This window comes from Anaerostipes rhamnosivorans (assembly GCF_005280655.1).
Classification (GTDB): domain Bacteria; phylum Bacillota; class Clostridia; order Lachnospirales; family Lachnospiraceae; genus Anaerostipes; species Anaerostipes rhamnosivorans.
This window is the reverse complement of record NZ_CP040058.1, coordinates 1,536,838-1,557,833: the sequence shown is the minus strand read 5'-3', so window position 1 is coordinate 1,557,833 and position 20,996 is coordinate 1,536,838. Positions and strand designations below refer to the sequence as shown.

25 protein-coding genes are annotated in these 20,996 nt (G+C 44.2%); 6 read left to right on the top strand and 19 right to left on the bottom strand.

Annotated elements, in window-relative coordinates:
• Positions 1–284 precede the first annotated feature (284 nt).
• Positions 285–908, bottom strand: coding sequence for an RNA polymerase sporulation sigma factor SigK (gene sigK, locus AR1Y2_RS07715; protein ID WP_137328429.1), 624 nt, complete (start codon positions 906–908; stop codon positions 285–287).
• A 144-nt stretch (positions 909–1,052) separates the two neighbouring features.
• On the opposite strand from sigK, the gene AR1Y2_RS07710 reads away from it, so the two are divergent.
• The 3 genes from AR1Y2_RS07710 (at position 1,053) to AR1Y2_RS07700 (ending at position 3,423) form a co-directional block, all read left to right on the top strand.
• A complete protein-coding gene (locus AR1Y2_RS07710; protein ID WP_137328428.1) occupies positions 1,053–1,400 on the top strand; it encodes a DsrE family protein in 348 nt (115 codons plus the stop codon).
• 98 nt (positions 1,401–1,498) lie between these two features.
• Positions 1,499–2,455 carry an MORN repeat-containing protein gene (locus AR1Y2_RS07705; protein ID WP_175403612.1) on the top strand — a complete coding sequence of 319 codons (957 nt, stop codon included), beginning with the start codon at positions 1,499–1,501 and terminating at the stop codon, positions 2,453–2,455.
• 17 nt (positions 2,456–2,472) lie between these two features.
• Positions 2,473–3,423: an MORN repeat-containing protein gene (locus AR1Y2_RS07700; protein WP_137328427.1), complete on the top strand. Its 951-nt coding sequence runs from the start codon at positions 2,473–2,475 to the stop codon at positions 3,421–3,423.
• A gap of 45 nt (positions 3,424–3,468) precedes the next feature.
• Here AR1Y2_RS07700 and AR1Y2_RS07695 read toward each other — a convergent pair whose 3' ends face one another.
• The 7 genes from AR1Y2_RS07695 to AR1Y2_RS07665 all read right to left on the bottom strand — a co-directional run bounded on the left by AR1Y2_RS07695 (position 3,469) and on the right by AR1Y2_RS07665 (position 9,229).
• Complete coding sequence (locus tag AR1Y2_RS07695) at positions 3,469–4,218, bottom strand: M15 family metallopeptidase (protein WP_137328426.1); 750 nt, start codon at positions 4,216–4,218, stop codon at positions 3,469–3,471.
• Positions 4,219–4,312: 94 nt separating this feature from the next.
• A complete protein-coding gene (locus AR1Y2_RS07690) occupies positions 4,313–5,056 on the bottom strand; it encodes a hypothetical protein (RefSeq protein WP_137328425.1) in 744 nt (247 codons plus the stop codon).
• The gene (locus AR1Y2_RS07685) at positions 5,046–6,464 is read right to left on the bottom strand and encodes a sensor histidine kinase (protein WP_137328424.1); all 1,419 of its coding nucleotides are present in this window, start codon (positions 6,462–6,464) and stop codon (positions 5,046–5,048) included. The genes AR1Y2_RS07690 and AR1Y2_RS07685 overlap by 11 nt, the downstream gene beginning before the upstream one ends.
• A 3-nt stretch (positions 6,465–6,467) precedes the next feature.
• Positions 6,468–7,121 carry a response regulator transcription factor gene (locus AR1Y2_RS07680; RefSeq protein WP_137328423.1) on the bottom strand — a complete coding sequence of 218 codons (654 nt, stop codon included), beginning with the start codon at positions 7,119–7,121 and terminating at the stop codon, positions 6,468–6,470.
• A gap of 80 nt (positions 7,122–7,201) precedes the next feature.
• Positions 7,202–7,810 (bottom strand): NUDIX hydrolase, encoded by a 609-nt coding sequence (locus tag AR1Y2_RS07675; RefSeq protein WP_137328422.1) that lies wholly within the window; start codon positions 7,808–7,810, stop codon positions 7,202–7,204.
• A gap of 64 nt (positions 7,811–7,874) precedes the next feature.
• Complete coding sequence (locus AR1Y2_RS07670; protein ID WP_137328421.1) at positions 7,875–8,639, bottom strand: nucleoside phosphorylase; 765 nt, start codon at positions 8,637–8,639, stop codon at positions 7,875–7,877.
• Positions 8,640–8,641: 2 nt separating this feature from the next.
• On the bottom strand, positions 8,642–9,229 hold the full coding sequence (locus AR1Y2_RS07665) for a TetR/AcrR family transcriptional regulator (RefSeq protein WP_137328420.1): 588 nt from the start codon (positions 9,227–9,229) through the stop codon (positions 8,642–8,644).
• Positions 9,230–9,543: 314 nt separating this feature from the next.
• Between AR1Y2_RS07665 and AR1Y2_RS07660 the strand changes: the two genes are divergently transcribed.
• Complete coding sequence (locus AR1Y2_RS07660; protein WP_137328419.1) at positions 9,544–9,879, top strand: phasin family protein; 336 nt, start codon at positions 9,544–9,546, stop codon at positions 9,877–9,879.
• Positions 9,869–11,449, top strand: coding sequence for an ABC1 kinase family protein (locus tag AR1Y2_RS07655; protein ID WP_137328418.1), 1,581 nt, complete (start codon positions 9,869–9,871; stop codon positions 11,447–11,449). Before AR1Y2_RS07660 ends, AR1Y2_RS07655 begins: the two co-directional genes overlap by 11 nt.
• A gap of 34 nt (positions 11,450–11,483) precedes the next feature.
• Here AR1Y2_RS07655 and AR1Y2_RS07650 read toward each other — a convergent pair whose 3' ends face one another.
• Positions 11,484–12,353: a LysR family transcriptional regulator gene (locus AR1Y2_RS07650; RefSeq protein WP_137328417.1), complete on the bottom strand. Its 870-nt coding sequence runs from the start codon at positions 12,351–12,353 to the stop codon at positions 11,484–11,486.
• Between the two features lie 106 nt (positions 12,354–12,459).
• Here AR1Y2_RS07650 and AR1Y2_RS07645 point away from each other — a divergent pair, with 106 nt between their 5' ends.
• On the top strand, positions 12,460–13,254 hold the full coding sequence (locus tag AR1Y2_RS07645; protein ID WP_137328416.1) for a PhzF family phenazine biosynthesis protein: 795 nt from the start codon (positions 12,460–12,462) through the stop codon (positions 13,252–13,254).
• Between the two features lie 204 nt (positions 13,255–13,458).
• Here AR1Y2_RS07645 and AR1Y2_RS07640 read toward each other — a convergent pair whose 3' ends face one another.
• From AR1Y2_RS07640 to mtaB, 10 genes are all read right to left on the bottom strand, one after another.
• Positions 13,459–13,782, bottom strand: coding sequence for a BlaI/MecI/CopY family transcriptional regulator (locus AR1Y2_RS07640; RefSeq protein ID WP_137328415.1), 324 nt, complete (start codon positions 13,780–13,782; stop codon positions 13,459–13,461).
• A 115-nt stretch (positions 13,783–13,897) separates the two neighbouring features.
• Entirely contained in the window at positions 13,898–15,124 is a 1,227-nt protein-coding gene (locus AR1Y2_RS07635; RefSeq protein WP_137328414.1) for a peptidase U32 family protein, read from the bottom strand.
• A 1-nt stretch (position 15,125) separates the two neighbouring features.
• Positions 15,126–15,773, bottom strand: a complete 648-nt coding sequence (locus AR1Y2_RS07630; protein ID WP_137328413.1) for an O-methyltransferase — start codon at positions 15,771–15,773, stop codon at positions 15,126–15,128.
• A complete protein-coding gene (locus tag AR1Y2_RS07625) occupies positions 15,770–16,171 on the bottom strand; it encodes an endolytic transglycosylase MltG (RefSeq protein ID WP_137328412.1) in 402 nt (133 codons plus the stop codon). The genes AR1Y2_RS07630 and AR1Y2_RS07625 overlap by 4 nt, the downstream gene beginning before the upstream one ends.
• A 33-nt stretch (positions 16,172–16,204) precedes the next feature.
• Entirely contained in the window at positions 16,205–18,112 is a 1,908-nt protein-coding gene (locus AR1Y2_RS07620) for a ribonuclease J (RefSeq protein WP_175403611.1), read from the bottom strand.
• A 19-nt stretch (positions 18,113–18,131) separates the two neighbouring features.
• Positions 18,132–18,581 (bottom strand): Fur family transcriptional regulator, encoded by a 450-nt coding sequence (locus AR1Y2_RS07615; protein WP_137328411.1) that lies wholly within the window; start codon positions 18,579–18,581, stop codon positions 18,132–18,134.
• Between the two features lie 26 nt (positions 18,582–18,607).
• Complete coding sequence (locus AR1Y2_RS07610; protein ID WP_137328410.1) at positions 18,608–18,874, bottom strand: DUF1292 domain-containing protein; 267 nt, start codon at positions 18,872–18,874, stop codon at positions 18,608–18,610.
• A 16-nt stretch (positions 18,875–18,890) separates the two neighbouring features.
• Entirely contained in the window at positions 18,891–19,307 is a 417-nt protein-coding gene (gene ruvX / locus AR1Y2_RS07605; protein ID WP_137328409.1) for a Holliday junction resolvase RuvX, read from the bottom strand.
• 4 nt (positions 19,308–19,311) lie between these two features.
• Positions 19,312–19,566 carry an IreB family regulatory phosphoprotein gene (locus AR1Y2_RS07600; protein ID WP_137328408.1) on the bottom strand — a complete coding sequence of 85 codons (255 nt, stop codon included), beginning with the start codon at positions 19,564–19,566 and terminating at the stop codon, positions 19,312–19,314.
• A 68-nt stretch (positions 19,567–19,634) separates the two neighbouring features.
• Positions 19,635–20,954: a tRNA (N(6)-L-threonylcarbamoyladenosine(37)-C(2))-methylthiotransferase MtaB gene (mtaB, locus tag AR1Y2_RS07595; protein ID WP_137328407.1), complete on the bottom strand. Its 1,320-nt coding sequence runs from the start codon at positions 20,952–20,954 to the stop codon at positions 19,635–19,637.
• Between the last annotated feature and the right edge of the window lie 42 nt (positions 20,955–20,996).

Genomic DNA, 20,996 nt, shown 5'->3' with positions numbered 1-20,996 from the left:
GATTATGATTAACGGTCCAATTGATAAAATATCCCCACAAGGCCAGTCCAATGCCCTGGTTCTGCTTCTTCTGAGTGTTCAGGGGGTTCAACCTTCAGAAAGGTCTGCCAAACCAATTTCATTGCTTTCGGAAGTTTAGAATGAAGTAATCTTTTGATGTCTATGCTCATAAATTGCGGCTTACATGTCTTTTCTCTCATTTGCTCGTTGGGAAATCCAAATCTCTCTTTCATAAAAATAGAAACTGCCAGAATCCTGTTTACAATTCCGGCAGATATCTTAACTTACATTTTTAATCTTCTCTTTAATTTCTCTACAGCTTTTTTCTCAATACGGCTCACATAAGAACGCGAAATATCCAGTTCTTTTGCCACTTCCTTTTGGGTCATCGGCTTTTTTCCATACAGTCCATATCTCATGATCAGTGTACTTTTTTCTCTGGACGGCTCCATTTCGTCTACCATCTTATAAAGATCCCTAATTTTTTCCTTGAGATCCAGTTCGTCTACTATGTCGTTCTCATCCGCCCCCAGTACATCCAAAAGATTTATTTCATTCCCCTCTTTGTCAATTCCGATCGGCTCATACAACGATGTATCTTTTGCACTTTTCCTCTCCTGTCTCAGCATCATGAGAAGCTCGTTTTCAATACACCGGGAAGCGTAGGTCACCAGCCGGTGCCCCTTTTCCACATTATAGGTATTGATTGCTTTAATCAGCCCAATGGTTCCGACAGATATCAGATCATCCTTATCCCTGTCGAAATTATTGTATTTCTTTACAATATGGGCAACCAGACGAAGATTGTGTTCCACTAATATATTTCTAGCCTCCATATCCCCCAGGTGGCTTTTCTTTAAATAATATTGTTCCTCTTCTTGTGACAGCGGTTCTAAAAATGCCTGCAAGTAAAGCAACCTCCAAGCCTTTTTAACATTGTATGCCCGCCTGCGTCCAATAGTGCTTTTCCTTCTGAAACTTATTTTTCCTTCTGTAATGGTTCTGTCATATATGTTAAAATCATAATATATTTTATTCAGGAGGTGCTAAGAATGAACGTTTTATTTCATATTGATGAAAGTTCAAGATGGAACATGGCTCTGGGAAACATCCAGAATATGATCCGGTATATGGAAGATCAGGCCATTCCTTATCAGATCGAATTAGTGGCAAACGGCCCTGCAGTCTGTGAACTTCAAGACTCTGTCTCAGAAAAGCTCGGCCTGAAGGAACCCCTGTGCTCTCTATCGCCAAAGATCCGGATCTGCGCCTGCCGCAATGCTCTTATGGGAAATCATATCACGCCCGGACGCCTGCTGCCTTTTGTTGATATTGTGCCTGCCGGCGTAGTGGAGATCGCCCAGCGTCAGGACGACGGCTTTTCGTATATCAAACCATAAAATATCCCACAGTACAATAAAGTTTGACACAAGGTTTTCCCAAATTCTCTCTGCTTTATGATATAATTATGTAAAAACAATACAGGAGATGAGAGAGTATGAGAAAATTAAGAATTGCGGCATTATTATGTCTTTTGTGCCTGCTGACCGCTGGGTGCTCAAAAGAAGAAAATGTCAAAAACAAGACGGTCACTTTAACGTATCAAGAAAAGAAATATGAGGGCAGGTATACCGGCCTCATGACAGACGGCAAGCCAACCGAAGGGACCTTTTCCTATAAGAATGGAGAGGACTATCTCACATACAAAGGCAAAATTTCATCAGGTAAAATGACCGGAAAGGGTACTCTTAGTACCAACCTTATGAAAACTTATTTTACAGGAATGGCCTACACAGGGATCTATAAAGGTCATGTTTCCAATGGCAAGGCCAATGGGGATGGAAGTTTTGAATTTTTGTCTCCTAAGGACTTTAAAGGCTGTATTTATAAGGGCAGCTGGCTTGCAAATATGATGAATGGAACGGGACGTATCGACTCCCCCATTGAGGGGGACGGAGCCTTTATAGGCCACTTTGACAACGGCTATTATGAACCTTCCACATTGGATTCCTATCAGACAATCGGGACCTTTGTGGGACCAAAATATAAAGTTTCTTCAAGGGCTGGGTCATACATAGAAAATAACAGTGAATTCTTTATGACAAAAGATGAAAATGATCTTGCCGCATCTGTTGATACCTCCCTCAATTTTTATGATGTATTAAAAAATCCAGATAAGTATGGAGATAAGATCATGAAATTTTCCAACTATCCGGTTCTAAATTCTACATTGGAAAAGGACCTATTTATCAAAGATCTTTCCTTGATTCTTATCGGTAAACCCTCTGAAAATATCTATGTCTATGTGATATGTCTGGATCCGGTAAAAAATGCTGTCACCAACAGTAATCAGACTGTATATGGACTTCCTCTTGCTTCTTCTGTCTATAAGACCAATTCAGGCGAAAAATTAAAAGTACTGATATTGGCGGGCAGTTTCTTAAAACACGAGTAGCAAAAGGAGGGTAGGATATGAAGAATTTAAAGTTTATCGCAGTCTTTTGTCTGGTCATCTTGTGTCTCACCGGTTGCACCAAAAATGTAAAAAATAAAGAACTGACGGTTTCTTTTCTCGACAGGGATTTAAAGGGCAAGTTTACCGGGACACTGAAAGACAAGAAACCGGAAGGAGAAGGTTCATTTCAGTATAAGAATGGCGAACAGTATTTATACTACAAGGGTGATTTTACCAAGGGGCATCCCTCCGGCAAAGGACACCTAAAGACCAACCTCTGCAAAGTCAAATTTGGCGTCACAGATACCACTGGTATCTATGAAGGTGAATCAATGGATGGAAAACTGAACGGCAAAGGGAAATACAGGGCCCTGACTCCCTCTGATTTAAAATCCACCTATACAGGGTACTGGAAGGACAACCTGGCGCAGGGACAGGGAGAATTGGTCTTTGATGATAAAAGCTATCTTACACAGTCCGGGACTTTTACGGAAGGTTCCTTTACACCAAATCTTCTGGAACTCTTCAACAATTTAGGTTCTAATAAAGATCTGCCTTTTTCGGTCTGCTATAAAGCCCAGAACTTTTTGTCGTACAATGAGGAATTATTCCCAGCCAAAAGTCTGAAAAAGATAAAAAATAAAATGGATCCTTCCATAAAGCTTGAACAGATCCTAAAAAATCCAGACCAATACGGAGATAAGCTTGTAAAGTTATCTAATTATTATGTGGTCGAGTTTGATACATATTCATGTTATGGATACGATATCAGTGAGCTGCTTCTCGTTAATTATTCCAAGAGACAGGTTTGTATTGTATATTATCCAGGAAAGCTTAAACAGATTCATGAATCAGATTTTATAGACGCCTACTGCATACCGATGGGAAATTCCTCCTATAAAAATCGAAATGGAGGTACGGTCAAAACGTATGTTTTTGCGGGAAGTTATATAAAAAAAGTAAAATGAGCAGAAGCCATTGCCGGGTTTGACCAGCCCGGGCAATGGCTTCCTTTAATTAAGCTTGTCTATATACTCTTCCAGGCAGAGATTCTTTTTTTTCATCTCCCTGGCTGCTTTCCTCCCCACATATCGGTAATGCCAAGGTTCGTATCCGATTTTTGTGATGCTGGTCTTGTCTTTTGGATATCTGAGGATAAAACCGTATTTCCAGCTGTTTTTCATCAGCCACTGCTGTTCTTTCCTTCGTTCCTGAGTCACGTCCAGCACAGGGTAGTCCACGGCCACGATGTCTAATGACAGTCCGGTCTGGTGCTCGCTGCGTCCCGGAAGTGCCACCCACATCATTGCTTTTCTCTTGGCTTCGTTTTCTGAATATCCCTGATTGATATACTTATTGATATCCTGTTCCAGAAGATAAGACTGGCGCTCGGATGTACGATATGCAGAACAAACAGAAGGATAAAGTCCCCTGCTCCTGGCCGCATTCATCATCCGCTGCAGATCCGGCAGTATTCTGCGGTCAACCTGGCATCCGTTTTTTAGGGTAGTCAGATCAGGCTCATAGTAATTCGGCACAGCATTTTCATGGTTGACTAACATCAGATTCCAAGGAGTATTCACCCTATGTTTTACTTCCTTGGGTCTCACAAAACTGCTGACAGGGATTGGTTTTTTCACGGTCTGCTGGGTAGAAGTACAATACTGGATGATCAGGATCGATAAAATCCATGTTCCCAGGACCTCCAATAACAGCAGGATAAAATATTTATGTTTTCTTCGTACCGCTTGATTCTTTCTCATTGGTCCGTCACCTACTTTCCAGAGAATCTACTCTCTGGTATTATCATAACCGAACCTTGTATCACAATTCATTCATACTTCCATCAAAGTTGTATCATTTCTCTTCACTGACCTGCTGTCCATAATCCTTTTCCGGAAAAATAGACAGTTCTCCTTCTTCCGCATTCTCTTTGCTATAAAATACAAACATATAGCAGACATTTTCTTTCCCTGCTTTATATTTAACAAAACGATATCCTTTCTTTGCCTTCATGATACTTTCTTCTGTTAACTCAAGATATTCTCCCCATGTCTTCACAATGCGGTCGGCATCGGAAGCCCTGATTCCGAATCCTTCCACGTTGTCTATTGCCAGGATCTTATGCGACGAATCGTCTATGATTATCCTCAGGCTCTTGTCCGCTGACTGTACAGTGATACTGTGGACTCTCAGCCGTCTGGAATAATTTTTTGTATCCAGATAAGTGGTAGTAGTATCATAAAATACCATCGTATTTTTATCTAATGTAACCTTGGGAAACATACCCTTTTGCTTTAATTTTTTTAACTCATTTAAGCAGATTTTTTTCAATGAATCCAGCTCTGCAGAGCCCCAATCATACGATTGATTGGTCACAGCAATTTCTCCATCTGAATCGTTTGTCTGGATGATAAGGGACAATTTTTCCTTTATGGACAACGTATCTGTCTGTATATCGGAGGTATCCTCTACCTTGTCAAGTTCTACTCTATCCCTCATCTTCTGGTCTTGATAGCTTGAAACCAGTGACGGCCAGAAAATACAAGAGACCGCCAACGCGATGGCCGTAATACAGATCAACAGATTTTTATGCCTCATCAGACCGCTCCTTCCTGAACCGGATCGTGACCGCCGTCCCCTCGGATACTTTGCTTACAAATTCCATCTTTGCTCCGTGCAGTTCCACTATGCGGCGGCACAGGGACAGCCCCAGTCCGGCGCCGCCTTCTTTTCTGGCTCTGGATTTGTCCGCCATATAAAAGGCTTCTGTGACTCTGCTCATGTCTTCCTCTGTCATACCCCTGCCATTGTCCTGTATGCACAGGGTATAACCATTCTCATCCGCTCTTCCTTCAAAGCAGATCATACCGTCCTCACCAACTGCCTTTCTTGCATTGTCGATGAGATTCAGGCACAGGCTCTGAAGCAGATCCGGTTCTCCCCAGAATGTCCCTTCCTCAAAAGAGCAATCGAATATTATGCCAGAGGTATTTAACAGCGGTTCCACAAGCCTCTGCACTCTCTCAAACAGGTCAGAAGCAAAAACCGTCCTCATGGAAATCTCCTGTTTGTCCAGTACGATCAGATCCATAAGCTTTAGGGACAGGGATTCCAGGCGTCTGCCCTCCTCAAAAATATAGTTTGCCGCCTGGAACCTCTGCTGCTCACTGAGCCCCCTGGATCTCAGCGTATCTGCGTAACCTATGATGGAGGTCATCGGCGTCTTCAACTCATGGGCAAAACTCCCCATAAACATTTCCTGTCTCAGCGCCGCATCTTTCAACTCACAGATCTTCTGCTCCAGCTGCCCAGCCATGGAATTAAAATCTTCTGCAAGAGAACCGATCTCATCTTCTGAGGTAATCTCTGAGCGTATCTTTAAATCACCTGCCGCAAATGCCCTGACTGCTTTGGAAAGAATTCTAAGCGGGCGGGTCAGCCAGTTCGTGAGACAAAAAACGGCGATTCCCAAGGTGATGATCAAGATCAGAGAAATCTTCTGATAAAGCGCAAGCTGGTTTTCTTTCATCTCGTACAGCGTAGAAATATCCCTGACATTTTCCAGATAAAAAACCTTATCATCTACTGTAAACCGGCAGGCAGACTGCAGATAATATCTGCCCTCCTGCTTAAGGATGGAATATCCCGCATGCCTGGCATCCAGTGTTTTTATAACCGTATCCGGCACCTGGAAACTCAGGTCGGAAAACAGCTGCTGATATCGGCTGTCACAGATACGGAACTTCCGTTCTTTTCCCGGCGAGGAAAGACTGATGGAACCGGCCAGTTTTTTTACTGTGTTCTCCGGAGAGCTGCTCTCCGGCGGAGAAACGGCGATGGATGCTCCTAAGGTAGCCCTGAAAATGTCATTTTCCTGATAAGCCATTTCTACGGCCTGGCGCAGGGATGACTGAAAAGTGGATTGTATCAAAAAATAACCCCCGATACTGAAGGTCAGCATGGTGGCCGTGATGATACTTAAGAATACTTTCCAAGAAAACTTCATTTGCTAATCCTCCAGGCGGTAACCGATTTTATATACGGTTTTGATCTTATGCTCCCATCCGATCTTCTTTCTGAGCCGCTGCACATGCAGATCCACGGTCCTGCTGTCTCCCATATATCCGCTGCCCCAGATCTTTTCATAAATGTAGTCCCTGAACAGGGCAATTTTTTTGTTCTGTATGAAAAGAAGCAGTAATTCATACTCCTTCACGGTCAGGTTTATAACCCTACCCTGCTTTTCTACGATTCTTGCGGACATATCGATCTCAAGGTCCCCGATCTTAAAATTGCTTTCCGTCTTATGATAGCGTCTGAGCACCGACTCCACCCGTGCCAGAAGCTCTGCGATCTCAAAAGGCTTGGTCAGATAATCATCTGCTCCTGCTCTCAGCCCTTTTACCTTATCTTCCGTAGATGACTTGGCCGTGAGAAATATGACCGGGATCCCCAAAGGCCTGATATAATCCATCAGCTCATATCCATCAATCTCAGGAAGCATGACATCCAAAAGAATTAGGTCAAATGCTTCCTGCTCCAGCAGGTCCGCTGCCCTGGCTCCGTCAAAAGCGCAGCCGCAGGAGTAGCCGGCGGCTGAAAGGTTCATCTGGATTAAATTTGATATAGCCGGCTCATCTTCTACAATCAAAATACGGTTCATATCTCTCTCCTTAACTTTTTATATTGATCAAGGTCAATATAACAGCTTTTTGTATCTTATTTGTATCATCTGCCGTAAGCTTACAGATCCAGAAATGCAAACGGATCCTCGTCCTTTACAAAATGCATCAGCATGTAGGCACACATGATTGCCACCCGCTCTTCTTTTAGTATCCTTTTGACTTCCTTCCTGTCTGCCAGAACGATCTCGATCTCCTCGGAATCCTCCTGTCCCTTTTTACTCGGTGTCCCGTTTGCATATCCGTAGATAGTGGCACAGGATTCATCCGTCATGCCCACAGACATAAATCCCGGTTTCTCATACATAGGCTCCGCCTGAATCAAGTCCAGGTCCAGCCCTGTTTCCTCTTTTAATTCACGAATTCCGGCTTCTTTATAATCTTCGCCTTCCTCCACCAGCCCTGCAGGGAATTCGTAGATATAACCGTCGATGGAATACCGGTACTGCTTTACCAGGACTACCTTGTCTCTTTTCTCTCCGTAAAGACTGTAAATGATGATCCCGTCCGGGGTATTCTTTTTTGTTTTCAGTTTCATGCGTTCCATGCTTTTGACTCTGGATGCGATATAATAATTCAGCGGTTTTCCCACACGGTTGGTTCCTTTTAAATGGTACAGGTTTAAATAAGGATTATCCGTCAGCTTCGTTACATCTTTAATATTTCCCATGATACACACTCCTTTTTCGATGATTCCATTATATCGGATATTTTTTCTAGTGGAAACCTCTTTCTCACAGAATGGCGGAACATTCCAGCGCCAGCCCAAAATACTTGTGCAGTCCAGAGAATCCATATTCTTTCAGATCCCTGCATTCCCATTCTTCTGAATCCAGATTGTCCGCCCCATACAGGAACGGGAGAAGTCTGACATCCCTAAACTGTGCTACAGCCAGTGCAGCCGAGAGTTCCATATCTACAGCCAGACAGCCCTGTTCTCTGCGCTCTTTGAGAGTTCTGGGAGTCTCTCTGTATACTGCATCTGTGGTCCATGTCTTTCCGGTCACATAAGATAAATCCAGCTTTCTTAGGCAGGCTTCCAGCTTCCGGATGGAACTCTCCTCCGTGTATATTTCTTCACTGGGCGGGATATAGTGATAACTGGTTCCCTCATCCCGTACAGCAGATGAAGGAATGATGATCTTATCCTGGACTGCCTGCTGGTTTAGAACACCACAGCAGCCAAACAACACGATCTTTTTCACACCCATGGCTATGACTTCCTCCAACCCTGCGATACAGGCAGGGGCCCCTACCCGGGATAAAAAGAGAGCAATCCGTTTTCCTTTATAGCTGATCCCATAAATCGGTGTAATTCCATTTGCAGTGTAAAGCTCCGCGATTTTCTCTGCCTGATTCAGACTGACAAATTTATCAATCATTGTGTTTGAAAAAGTGGTGATACACACCTCCGGAAAACCAGGTTCTGCTACAATGGTATCTTCCGGGTTGATAAATGCTGTTTTTGTATGATCAAAACGCTCAAATATAGTTGCCATGATTACCCCTCCTGTCTGACAAACAATTTACGGATCTCCTTTAACATTCTCCCCGGCACCTCCTGGTCCACCGGCATCAATTTACTGTACATACGGACTCCCTGGTAAGAAAAAATAATCAGGTCAAACACTGCTGGTATATCAATCTGGTTAAACTCCCCCCGGTCAATGCCATATTGGATCAATCTTTTCCATGATGCGTAAGATAACAGATACTGTTCATATAAAGCATTCTCACCGATGGTATTTTCTTTGATGCTGTAATATTCATATATGGCCATACTCAGAGAATGTCCACTGTCTATCATCTCATTTTTATATCGCCGAAGCACATCGTCCAGGATATCGACAGCAGGCAGGCCAAGATCCATTTTCGACTGGAACTCTTCATCCTGACAGCTCATCATATCCTCCGTGATCTCTTTAAAAATCTCACTTGTACTGCTGTAATGGCAATATAAACCGCCCCGGCTCAGTCCCGTGATCTCACAGATATCCTTCATCGTTACTTCCTTAAATCCTTTTTCTGCAAACATAAGACAAGCCTTTTCCTTGATCAAGCCTCTGGTCGCCTTCCCTCGCTTATTCATTCCGCCTCCATTTCCGACATACATGTCTTTTTATACAGAATAAGACACATATGTCGGAAAGTCAACAGAAGATTTAAGTTTTTCCCTATTTTCAGATAATCGAGTCTTTAAGATCTAAAAAAGTAACTGACGATCACATGCGAATACGATAGTTTTTCTTTATTATCGGAAGGAGGCCTTTCCAGAGCCGACTGGAGATAATGAAGAAAACTCATTTCCTCCGGGTGGACGCGCTTCGCGCGATAGAGTATACTTAATTATATCATTAGGTGCGTGTTGATCTCTTTGTTTTATTACAGGAAAGGATGGTTTTTATGGACGTTGGCGAAGGTATGAAAAAAATTCTGCTGGCAGGCATCGGTGCTGTTGCCACGACTGCTGAATCTGCCAAAGACATTGTGGATGACCTGGTTAAAAAGGGGGAACTCACTGTTGAACAGGGCAAGGTCGTGAATGAAGAACTGAAACACAAGGCAAAGGACAAGCTGAAAGATCATGTGACAGTCAATATTGTAAAAGAATACGACAACCTCATGGACGCAGTGGATTCTATGTCTGACAGTGACTTGGAGCTTTTGAAGGAAAAGATCAAAGCAAAAGAACAAAAGGATGCACAAACTCCAAAGGACCCAGAAGAAAATGAGCAGTGACGTTTCCAATCAGAGATTTTTAGACATTCTTAAAGTCTTAAAAAAACATCATCTGGCCAAGGGGATGACTCCAGAAAAGCTGAAGGAGATCTTTGAGGATCTGGGTCCTACCTATGTGAAGCTGGGACAGATTATGTCTATGCGCTCTGATATGCTTCCTGAAATATACTGCGATGAGTTAAAAAAACTCAGAACTGAAGTAAAGCCAATGGAATACTCTTTGGTGAAACAGGTGATCCAACAGGAACTTGGACGCCCTCTGGAGTCTGTTTTTTCCAAGGTGCAGGAGACCCCGCTGGGCTCAGCGTCCATCGCTCAGGTGCACCTAGCGGTGCTCTCCAGCGGAGGCCAGGCTGTCATCAAGGTTCAAAGGCCCCACATCCGGGAGATGATGGAACGGGATATACATCTGCTGAAAAAAGCGGCAAAGTTTCTGAAGGTTGCCATGGGGACCGGGGATCTGATTGATTTTAACACCATCCTGGACGAGCTGTGGAAGACTTCCCAGGAAGAGATGGATTTTATTCGGGAAGCGGAGAATCTACTGACATTTTATGAGAATCAAAGGGACATCTCTTATATCACCTGTCCTCAGGTTTTCACAAAACTTACAACTCCCCGTCTTCTCACCATGTCTTACATTGACGGAATCCAGATTGACCATATGGCGGCCCTTAAATCGGCCGGTTATGATCTGACTGAGATTGGTGAGAAGGCGGCTGAAAATTACTGCAAACAGATATTGGAGGACGGCTTTTTCCACGCGGATCCCCATCCGGGAAACCTCTGGATCTCAGGGGGCCGGATCGCCTGGCTGGACCTGGGTATGACAGGCCGACTGTCCGACCACTATAAACAGTTGCTTAAGAAGGCTATTTCTGCAATCTTAAAGCATGATATTTATACCCTAAAGAATGTTCTGCTGACACTTGGAGAGCCAAAGGACCGTATCAATCACGCCAGACTGTATACTGATGTCGATGACATTGTCAGCCGTTATATGACAATGGATTTCGGAGAGATGCGCCTGGGGGATCTGATTGAGAAGCTATTGGATCTGGTAAAAAAGCATAAGATCGCTATCAGCCCTGATATTACACTCCTGGGACGCAGCATGGTCACAATGGAAGGAACCCTGGCCGCCTGTTCTCCTGAGGTCAATATGCTTAAGATCCTCTCCATGCATATGTCATCCATGATCTACAAGGATTTTGACTGGAAGAAAGAACTGGTCCACCGGGGGCGCACAGCTTATGCTTCCCTTGACAAATCCATGGAGATCCCGTCCCAGTTGTCCGATCTGTTAAATATCACAAAAAATGGGCAGACAAAGCTGAACATTGAGCTGACAGACACAGAGGACTACATACGGGTGTTTCACCGCGCGGCAGGATATCTAGTACTAGGATTGATCGCTTCCGCTCTTTTTATCGGTGCGAGCCTTCTATGTATGACACAGCTGAGGCCGCAGGTTCTGGGAATGCCCTGGATCAGCTTTGCCGGCTTTGTCCTGTCGGGTATCCTGATCCTATATCTGCTGTTTCGGATTTTATTTCGCAGCAAATCATAAGAACGCTGACCTTTGATGTATGTCCATCATTTTGTTATGGCAATTCTGAAATACACTCATGCAGACGCCTGATAAATCTTCTGCTTGCCATTGAAAGACTGTTCTTGTCTTTATATCCTATGGCAATGGTCCTGAAAACCGGAGGATCTGTGGGCCGCAGAGCAAGGCGGTAGTTCGTCCTGTGCAGTATGAGTTCCGCCAGAATACTGACCCCCAATCCCGCTTCTACCATAGTCATGATGGAATAATCATCGTGGATCGTATATTTAATATTGGGTGTGATACCTACTGACCTGAAACTTTCTAAAGGCTCATAGTAATGCCCTTCCTCCAAAAGGATAAATGGTTCCGAGGCTAATTCTTCTAAAGTGACCATGTCCTTTTTGGCCAGCGGATGATCTTCTGGCAAGACGGCCAGCATTTCTCCCTCTTTCAGGGTGACCGTTGAAATTCCGTTTGCGGCACGGGGATTGATAAAACCAAAGTCAATGGCTCCTGTTTTGATCCATTCCTGGATGGACGTATAATCTCCCTGGTGAATGACAAACTCCACCCCAGGGTATTGTTCTTGAAATTCTTTCAGCAAACCTGGCAGCCAGTGGGCCGAAATACTGGAGATCGTTCCCATGCGGATAATGCCTGTCTCCAATCCTTTGATCTCCTTCGTTTTTTCTTGTATTGCCTGATACTGATACACCATCCGCTCAATGTAAGGATAAAGTTCTGCTCCCTCCAAAGTCAGTTTTGTACCTGTACGGAAACGGTTTACCAGCTTTATCGAGAATTCCTTTTCCAAAGACGAGATCATCTGACTCATAGCGGATTGGGTATATCCCAGAGCTTCTGCCGCCTTAGAAAAGCTGCCCAGCTCCACGATTTTGTGCAATGCAATATACCGGTTCATATCTTTACTTCACTTTCTCTAATGTTAAGTTTAGAAATATTTGTTTTACTTATATTTTAAGTGCCTGCTATAATGAAGTCAAACAAAACATAGGAGATACCTGAATATGAAAAACAAAATTCTAAAACAATATGTCATTGACGCATTTACAGATAAAGTTTTCGGCGGTAATCCTGCCGCTGTCTGCATCCTGGACCAATGGCTTCCAGATGAACTGATGATGAGCATAACAAAAGAAAATAATTTGTCTGAGACAGCTTTCGCGTTAAAAGAGGGCAAGGCATACAGTCTGCGCTGGTTTACCCCGGGCGGCGAGATAGACCTGTGCGGCCATGCGACCCTTGCCTGCGCTTTTGTCCTATTCAATTATTACGGCGAAAACAGCGGGAGAATTATATTCCGCACAGTGAGCGGTGAACTAACTGTTATGAAAGATGGAGATCTCTACGAAATGGATTTTCCAGCCTATGACTTGAAGCCTGTACGTATTACGGAAAAAATGGCGGAAGCCATCGGCGCTGTCCCGGCAGAGGCATATATTGGAAGAGATCTGTTATGTGTATTTGAAAACGAACAGATCATCAGAGACTTAAACCCAGATTTGGAGAAACTAAGGGAGCTGGACGGACTCCTGCTTCATATAACAGCAGAAGGAACTGTCACGGATTGTGTGTCAAGGTCGTTTGCCCCTAAACTGAATGTAGCCGAGGATCCTGTATGTGGTTCCGGACACTGCCATATCGTACCCTACTGGTCTGATAAACTGCAGAAGGATCATATTGCTGCCTGTCAGGCCTCTGACCGCGGAGGTACCCTGTACTGCAAAATGCAGGGTGACAGGGTAACACTGGCGGGTAAAGCTGTATTATATTCTAAAGCAGATGTATTTTTGAGACATTGATCCTGAAGGAATTACGCCGATGTGCCACTGCTTTTTTCCGGCAATACAACTCCAAAATTCAAATCCCGAAAAGGGCAATTCCGGTAATCAGATGTACAATGATAAAGAAAGAGACAGCCGTCTATGATGCCGCCTGCTATGCAGGCGGCATCATAGACGGCTGTCTGGAAATGACCTTTGGGGACGGCTCACTGAGCATAATCCCTAGTTCACCTCTGTCAGTGCCTTGATCAGATCTTCTTTTGATCCGTTAAACCAGAAATCCATCAACTTCTTTAGCTGGGCCTTTTTGTACTTTTCTTCGTTGTATAAAGGAGCGATATAAGAAAATCTCCCCCTTCTTTCAACCGTCACGGCTTCCTTTCCCTGCATGCTTGACAGAAAAGTACGCACAGTTGACCTGTTGGCATCCCACTGGAACCTTTCTTTCAATTCCCGCTGTAATTCTTGCAAAGAGATCTCCTGGCCAGCCGCCCAGACACATTTCATGATTAGTTTTTCCCTGTTTGTTAAATCCTTATCCTTCAAAATAGTTCTCCTTTTATTTTAAATCTACGCTCTTAGTTATTTCATAATTATTATATCATTTCCAATTTCTTTTTACAAGAAAGACATCGGATTTATCTCCGATGCCTTCGCTGAATTAATCTTCTTTTCTTCTGAGCAGATATCCCTCCGGGATCTCCTCCCCGAAATCTACATAGATCATCTGTCTTGGATGTGGTGCACTCTCCATGGAAACACCATCCTCATCCTCAATGGCTTTGACCGTCACCTGCCGGTTTTCTCCGTCTGGAACCATCACCTCAATCGTCTCCCCCACAAGGAACTTATTCTTCTGTTCCAGCAGCGCGTATCCCTTTTTGTTATATCCCTGGACAATCCCGATGTAGGTATACTCCTTGATATAAGTGTTGCTGTCATAGATCTGTGAGTTTTCGTCCGTCTTACCATAGTAAAAACCAGTGGTAAACTGACGGTAGGTGCACTTGGAGATCTCCTGTCTGTAATAGTCCATATTGGCCTTATATTTGTCAGGAGATTCTTTGTAATCGTCAATGGCTTTCCGGTAGGTTCTTGCCACCGTCGCCACATAGAGAGCGGTCTTCATCCGTCCCTCGATCTTAAGGCTGTCGATTCCAGCGCTGATCAGATCGTCAATATGTTCGATCATACAGAGATCCTTGGAGTTAAAAATATAGGTCCCCCGTTCATTTTCATACACTGGCATATATTCGCCGGGCCTGGTCTCTTCCACCACAGAGTATTTCCACCGACATGGGTGGGTACATGCTCCCTTGTTGGCGTTCTGTCCTGTAAAATAATTGCTCAGCAGACAACGCCCGGAATGTGAGATACACATGGCTCCATGGACAAATGCCTCAATTTCCAGGTCATCCGGTATGTTCTTTCTGATCTCCCCGATCTCTCTCAAGGATAACTCTCTGGCCGCCACCACGCGGGATGCCCCCTGTTCATGCCAGAACTTATAAGTGGCATAATTGGTGCTGTTGGCCTGAGTGCTGATGTGACGTTCAATCTCCGGGCATTCCTCTTTGGCTGTCATAAAGACTCCTGGATCAGAGATGATCAGTCCGTCGGGCTGAATACTTTTAAGTTCCCTGAAATATTCCCGTATGCCGGAAAGATCCCCGTTATGGGCTACGATATTTGCTGTTATATAAACCTTTACACCGTGCTCATGTGCAAAGCGGACGCCTTCTTTTACATCCTCCATAGAGAAATTCTTGGCCTTCGCCCGCAGCCCGTACATTTCTCCTCCGATGTAAACTGCATCTGCACCGTAGAGCACAGCTACTTTCAGTACTTCTAAATTGCTTGCTGGTATCAGCAGCTCTGTTTTTCTCATGTTACTCTCCTGTTTTCATACTCACTGCCACGCCGTCTCCCAATGGAAGCACAGATGTGTCCAGCAACGGATGTTGTTTCAATGTATATAAATACTCTCTCATCCTTTTGTGGATAGTCCGGTCCCTGCGCTCTATGGCATACCGTGATTTTACAATGTCACCGTCCTGAAGCACATTGTCAGAGACCAGAATGCCCCCAGCAGGAAGCAGCCTCAGAATGTGTTCAAAAAAGCGGATATACTGGCCCTTGGCCGCATCCATGAAGATAAAGTCAAAGGTACCGGAAAGTTCAGCCAAAATCTCTGCGGCATCACCCTCCATGAGAGTGACAGCATCTTTAACTCCGGCTCTTGAAAAGTTCTCCTTTGCCCTCTTGATCCTTCCTTCATTCCGCTCGATGGTGACCACGGTCCCGCCCTCTGGCTGAAACTTGTGCATATAAAGAGATGAAAATCCCACAGCCGTTCCGACCTCCAGGATTTTCATCGGTTGATTCATTTTCACTAATACTTTCAGGAACTCTTTTGTCTCCGGCTTGACGATCGGTACATGGTCTTTTCTGGCCTGGCGCTCAATCCCGTCGAGAAAGTCATCCTCCTCTTTTATAAGCGAGCGGAGATAATCTGTCACGTTTTCATTTACAATCATTTTGTATCCTTTTCACGGGCATCCCCGCACAGGACTGCCATAATCTCATCGATACCCTGAGACTGTGACAGCCTGTACTTTCCGGGGACAAAGTCCGTATCACTGTATTTTGAGAAAAATTTTCTTACCTTAAATCTGTTTCTTCCCACGATCAGATGCTTCTCATAAAGCTGGTCCGCCACCTGGTCGGTTTTCTCTCCTTTTGAGATCACCACCTGTACCTTTCTGGTACTGGAGGCATCATATGCCTCGTTAGAGAAAGCATGATAGGCAAAAGAATACATACCGAAAAACAATCCGATAATCAGGCCGATGATCAAAATCTGATGGACCACTTTCCAAAAAAGTCGAAACAGGTCTTCTCTATTCTTTTTTACATCTTCATCCTTTGTCATCATAACTCCCGGCACATTCCTTTCCGGCGTGGGTTTCTATACTTCTGTAATGATTGGAAGGATCATCGGATCCCTCTTGGTTTTCTTCCAGATATAATTGCTCAGCGTATCCCTGATACAAGATTTTAACTTGCCCCAATCAGTGATATTTTTGGCAAGACAGCCTTCCACAGCATCTTCCACCACCTGTCTGGCTCCTTCCATAAGGCTCTCAGACTCTCTTACATAGACAAAACCGCGGGATACAATATCCGGACCCGCAAGAATATTATTTCCACGTTTCTCCAGGGTCACTGTCACGATGATCAGCCCGTTCTGGGACAGCTGTCTTCTATCATTTAAGACAATATTCCCTACGTCGCCGATGCCGAGGCCGTCAACCAAGATACCCTGTGCCGGAACCTTTCCTGTGACCTTTCCGGCCTTTTTATTTAATTCCAGAACATCTCCTTCTTCCATGATGAAGACATTCTCTTTTGGAATTCCCATCTCGAGGGCCAATTCACTGTGTCTTACCAGATGGCGGTATTCTCCATGGACAGGGACCGCATACTTAGGCTTGGTGAGGGCATACATCAGCCTCAGTTCTTCTCTGCATGCATGTCCGGATACATGGGTATCCTGGAACACAACCTTGGCGCCCTTCATTGCCAGCTCATTCATGATGTTTGATACATTTTTTTCATTTCCCGGGATTGGGCTGGAACTGAACACGATGGTGTCTGTCGGTTTAATGGAAACCTTCCGGTGGGTTCCATTTGCCATCCTGGATAAGGCTGCCATAGTCTCACCCTGGCTTCCGGTCGTGATCATGACAATCTGGTCATCCGGATAATTTCTCATCTGTTCTGTTTCGATGAGCGTATTCTTTGGAATCTTAATATAGCCAAGCTCAGAAGCTGTAGCGATGATGTTGACCATGCTCCGCCCCTCTACTGATACTTTTCTTCCGTGCTTATAGGCGGAATTGATGATCTGCTGTACACGGTCTACATTGGAAGCAAAGGTGGCGACAAGAATCCTTCCGTTGGGATGGGCCGCAAACAGGCTGTCCAGTGTCTTTCCGACGTTCTTTTCAGACTGAGTATAACCAGGCCTCTCCGCATTGGTACTGTCCGCCATCAGCGCAAGAACACCTTCTCTTCCAAGCTCCGCAAATCTTGCCAGATCGATGGCTTCACCAAAGAGCGGTGTGTGGTCGATCTTAAAGTCACCTGTATGGATAATCAGTCCCGCAGGAGTATGGATCGCCAGAGCCGCCGCATCTGCTATGCTGTGGTTTGTCTTGATAAACTCGACTGTAAAGACTCCCAGCTTTATCACGTCACCGTGTTTTACCACAGTCTTTTTCACCTGCTTGAGCAGCCCATGCTCTTTTAACTTGTTGTCGATGAGTCCCATGGTAAGCTTTGTGGCATACACTGGAATATTCAGCTGTTTTTCAATATAAGGGATCGCACCGATATGGTCTTCATGTCCATGGGTGATGACCAGTCCCTTAATCTTCTTTGCATTTTCTTTTAAATATGTCACATCCGGAATGACAAGATCGATTCCGAGCATCTCATCATCCGGAAAGGCCACACCGCAGTCAACAATCAAAATATTATTGTTATATTCAAAGGCGGTGATGTTCATACCAATCTGTCCGAGTCCGCCAAGAGGAATGATCTTTACCGTTCCTGTATTCCTTCTCTGGGTCGTCTTTGGACGTCCCTGTGCCTTCGGAGCTGTCTTCGCCTTAGCAGGTGCCTCTTTTTTGGCAGGCGCCTGGCCTTTCGGCTGATTTTTCGGCTTTTCCTTCACCGTAAGCTCCTTTGATTCTTTTTTGATCACTGCCGGCGCCTTAGGCTGGCTGTACTTTTTCGGCCAGTAATTCCTGGCCTGTTTCTTTTGTTGCTGTCCTTCTGTCTTGTTACCTACACTTGTGTTGTCTGATTTCAAAATAATTCCTCCATTATGATTATTTCCGGTTATTTTGACAATCACGACAATATCCGTACATCTTCAATTCATGATCATGGACGATGAATCCGGTTGTTTTTTCCACCTGTTTTTCTAATTCATCTAATAAATCATCGTCGAACTTTAAAACTTTTCCGCAATTCACACATATCAAATGATGATGGTGGTGCTCATTTTTATCTTCTTTTCCGATTTCATAGCGAACGTATCCATCATCTAAATTCAATTTATCAATTAATCCTAATTCACAAAGTAACTGTATGGTACGATAAATTGTCGCAATCCCGATCTCCGGGATGTCTACTTTAACCAATTCATAGATTTCTTCCGCGGTCAGATGCTGGTCTGGTTTTTGTGAAAGTGCCTTCAATACAGCTTTTCTCTGATTGGTCACTTTTAAACCCTTGCTTTTTAAAATTTGTATAAAAGCTTCTTCATTATAACCCATTCAACCACCTCGAAATCCTGTTGCATTTATACTGTCAAATCAAAATCCTCGATTAATTCATTGAATATCTTAGAAATGATCTCAAGTTCTTCTTCATCTTCTACAATCTCATAAGAGACATAGTCTCCTTCCAGGGAGATTTCCTTCATGATCAAAACGGTCCCGTCTTCTTCCACGGAATCCGCAACAAGCAGGTAGTTTGTTCCTGCCAGTGTCGTCTGTTCCAGAACCATAAATTCCACTTCCTGGCCCTGGTCATCTAAAAAGAGAATTGTGCTCTCTTTATCTTTCATCTTATCAATCCTTTCTTTACAGGGAATCAAGATAACCCTGTAAAATCATTGAAGCAGCAACCTGATCAATGACCTTTTTGCGGTTTTCCCTCCGAACGCCGCTTTCCATCAATACTTTATTGGACGCAACCGTAGTAAGGCGCTCGTCCCACAAGATTACATCAAGTCCGGTTCTGCGCACTAAACTATCGCGGAAAGCTTCCGTTGCCATTCCGCGTTCTCCGACCGTATTATTCATATTCTTTGGATAGCCCAGGACAATCTTTTCTACCTTGTATTCGGCGATGATCTCCTCTATCCTTGCATAAGTTTTTCTTAACTTATTTTCATCTTTTCTCGTAATGGTCTCAAGCGGCTGTGCTGTGATCCCCAGTTCATCGCTGAGAGCGGCCCCCACTGTCTTTGTCCCATAATCAAGCCCAAGTATCCTCATATTTCTACTTCAGCCTTGTGTTGATATAATTTACAAACAGGGCTTCTATGATCTCGTCCCGTTCTACCTTATTGATAATGCTTCTCGCATTCTTATGGCTGGTAATGTAGGTCGGATCGCCTGACATAATATACCCTACCATCTGGTTTACAGGATTATATCCCTTTTCTTCCAATGCCTCATAGACATGCTCTAAAATTCTATGCACATCCAATTCATCTTTCACTACTGAAAAATGTTGTGTCTGATTCTTATCCATAATATCACGTCCTTTTTCGTATCTTTTTTTTATTCTAATATATATCCGAAAAAATAGCAATGGATTTTCTACAGATTTCCTGTCATATATCCATCCTCACTGATACCGGTAAGATGAGCTCTGACAATCTGATTTTCCAGCGGTTCCCTGCTTTTCACCGCCACTTTTACATATTCTCTGGTATGCCCCACATACAGGTTTTCCGCACTGTGCTTTAATTTTTCTTCGATCAGGACATCCCTGTCCGTCCCTATCTGTGCCTGTTCAAAAGCCCGCTTGTGAGTCTCATTCATGGCGATCAAAATGCTGCTTCTCCTTGCTTTTTCCTGATCATCGACCTGATCTTCCATAACAGCCGCTCTGGTTCCTTTACGCTTTGAGTATTTAAAAACATGCATTTCATACAGGTTGATCTCTTCCAGAAATCTTTTGGTGGTCTCAAATTCCTCGGGAGTCTCACCTGGAAATCCTACGATGATATCCGTGGTCAGCGCTGGCTGATCATATGCATCCCTCAATATTCTTATTTTTTCCCGAATCTCCTCTGTAGTATACTTTCGGTTCATACGTTTGAGGGTTTCATCGCAGCCACTCTGAAGGGAAAGATGAAAGTGAGGACAGAACTGTTCTATGTTCTTAAGCCTATTTACAGATTCCTCTGTGATGATCCCCGGCTCCAGGGAACCTAACCGGATCCTTTTGACTCCGCTGATCGTTCCTATCTCCTCCAGCAGGTCGATAAGATCCTTTCCCTCATTAAGGTCCGTGCCATAGGAACACACATGGATCCCGGTGATGACAAATTCCTGGCAGCCGTTCTCAGAAAGCTCCCGGATCTCCTCAAGAATATCTTCCATTGCCCGGCTTCTTACCCTTCCTCTGGCATAGGGAATGATACAGTAGGAACAGAACTGGTTGCAGCCGTCCTGGACTTTGATGTAGGCCCGGGTATGTTCATTTAGATGGCTTACATGCAGTGCTTCGTACTCGCTCCCGGAAGACAGATCCACCACTTCCGTCTCCTGCCTGCGGTCTTCAAAATATGTTTCCAAAATGGAGATGAGATCTTTCTTTTTATTGTTCCCAATAATCAGATCAATCAACGGATCTTTTTCTAATTCCTCTTTCCCCACCTGGGCATAACATCCCACAGCGGCAACCACAGTATCGGGATTCAGTTTCTTGGCACGGTGCAGCATCTGCCTGGACTTGCGCTCAGCGATGTTGGTGACGGAGCAGGTATTTACGATGTACACATCAGCACCTTCTTTGGGATTTACAATTCTTGCTCCTGCATTCGTAAGCATATCAAACATAGCATCGGACTCATACTGGTTGACTTTGCACCCTAACGTCACAATGGCTGCTTTCACATTATCTAAACTCATAGAGTGTTTCTTTTCCTTTCGTTGATATTGACAATTCAAATA

Coding starts and splice junctions, on each gene's coding strand:
- AR1Y2_RS07710 (WP_137328428.1), top strand. CDS start 1,053: ATGAACGTTTTATTTCATATTGATGAAAGTTCAAGATGGAACATGGCT.
- AR1Y2_RS07705 (WP_175403612.1), top strand. CDS start 1,499: ATGAGAAAATTAAGAATTGCGGCATTATTATGTCTTTTGTGCCTGCTG.
- AR1Y2_RS07700 (WP_137328427.1), top strand. CDS start 2,473: ATGAAGAATTTAAAGTTTATCGCAGTCTTTTGTCTGGTCATCTTGTGT.
- AR1Y2_RS07695 (WP_137328426.1), bottom strand. CDS start 4,218: ATGAGAAAGAATCAAGCGGTACGAAGAAAACATAAATATTTTATCCTG.
- AR1Y2_RS07690 (WP_137328425.1), bottom strand. CDS start 5,056: ATGAGGCATAAAAATCTGTTGATCTGTATTACGGCCATCGCGTTGGCG.
- AR1Y2_RS07685 (WP_137328424.1), bottom strand. CDS start 6,464: ATGAAGTTTTCTTGGAAAGTATTCTTAAGTATCATCACGGCCACCATG.
- AR1Y2_RS07680 (WP_137328423.1), bottom strand. CDS start 7,121: ATGAACCGTATTTTGATTGTAGAAGATGAGCCGGCTATATCAAATTTA.
- AR1Y2_RS07675 (WP_137328422.1), bottom strand. CDS start 7,810: ATGGGAAATATTAAAGATGTAACGAAGCTGACGGATAATCCTTATTTA.
- AR1Y2_RS07670 (WP_137328421.1), bottom strand. CDS start 8,639: ATGGCAACTATATTTGAGCGTTTTGATCATACAAAAACAGCATTTATC.
- AR1Y2_RS07665 (WP_137328420.1), bottom strand. CDS start 9,229: ATGAATAAGCGAGGGAAGGCGACCAGAGGCTTGATCAAGGAAAAGGCT.
- AR1Y2_RS07660 (WP_137328419.1), top strand. CDS start 9,544: ATGGACGTTGGCGAAGGTATGAAAAAAATTCTGCTGGCAGGCATCGGT.
- AR1Y2_RS07655 (WP_137328418.1), top strand. CDS start 9,869: ATGAGCAGTGACGTTTCCAATCAGAGATTTTTAGACATTCTTAAAGTC.
- AR1Y2_RS07650 (WP_137328417.1), bottom strand. CDS start 12,353: ATGAACCGGTATATTGCATTGCACAAAATCGTGGAGCTGGGCAGCTTT.
- AR1Y2_RS07645 (WP_137328416.1), top strand. CDS start 12,460: ATGAAAAACAAAATTCTAAAACAATATGTCATTGACGCATTTACAGAT.
- AR1Y2_RS07635 (WP_137328414.1), bottom strand. CDS start 15,124: ATGAGAAAAACAGAGCTGCTGATACCAGCAAGCAATTTAGAAGTACTG.
- AR1Y2_RS07630 (WP_137328413.1), bottom strand. CDS start 15,773: ATGATTGTAAATGAAAACGTGACAGATTATCTCCGCTCGCTTATAAAA.
- AR1Y2_RS07625 (WP_137328412.1), bottom strand. CDS start 16,171: ATGATGACAAAGGATGAAGATGTAAAAAAGAATAGAGAAGACCTGTTT.
- AR1Y2_RS07615 (WP_137328411.1), bottom strand. CDS start 18,581: ATGGGTTATAATGAAGAAGCTTTTATACAAATTTTAAAAAGCAAGGGT.
- AR1Y2_RS07610 (WP_137328410.1), bottom strand. CDS start 18,874: ATGAAAGATAAAGAGAGCACAATTCTCTTTTTAGATGACCAGGGCCAG.
- ruvX (WP_137328409.1), bottom strand. CDS start 19,307: ATGAGGATACTTGGGCTTGATTATGGGACAAAGACAGTGGGGGCCGCT.
- AR1Y2_RS07600 (WP_137328408.1), bottom strand. CDS start 19,566: ATGGATAAGAATCAGACACAACATTTTTCAGTAGTGAAAGATGAATTG.
- mtaB (WP_137328407.1), bottom strand. CDS start 20,954: ATGAGTTTAGATAATGTGAAAGCAGCCATTGTGACGTTAGGGTGCAAA.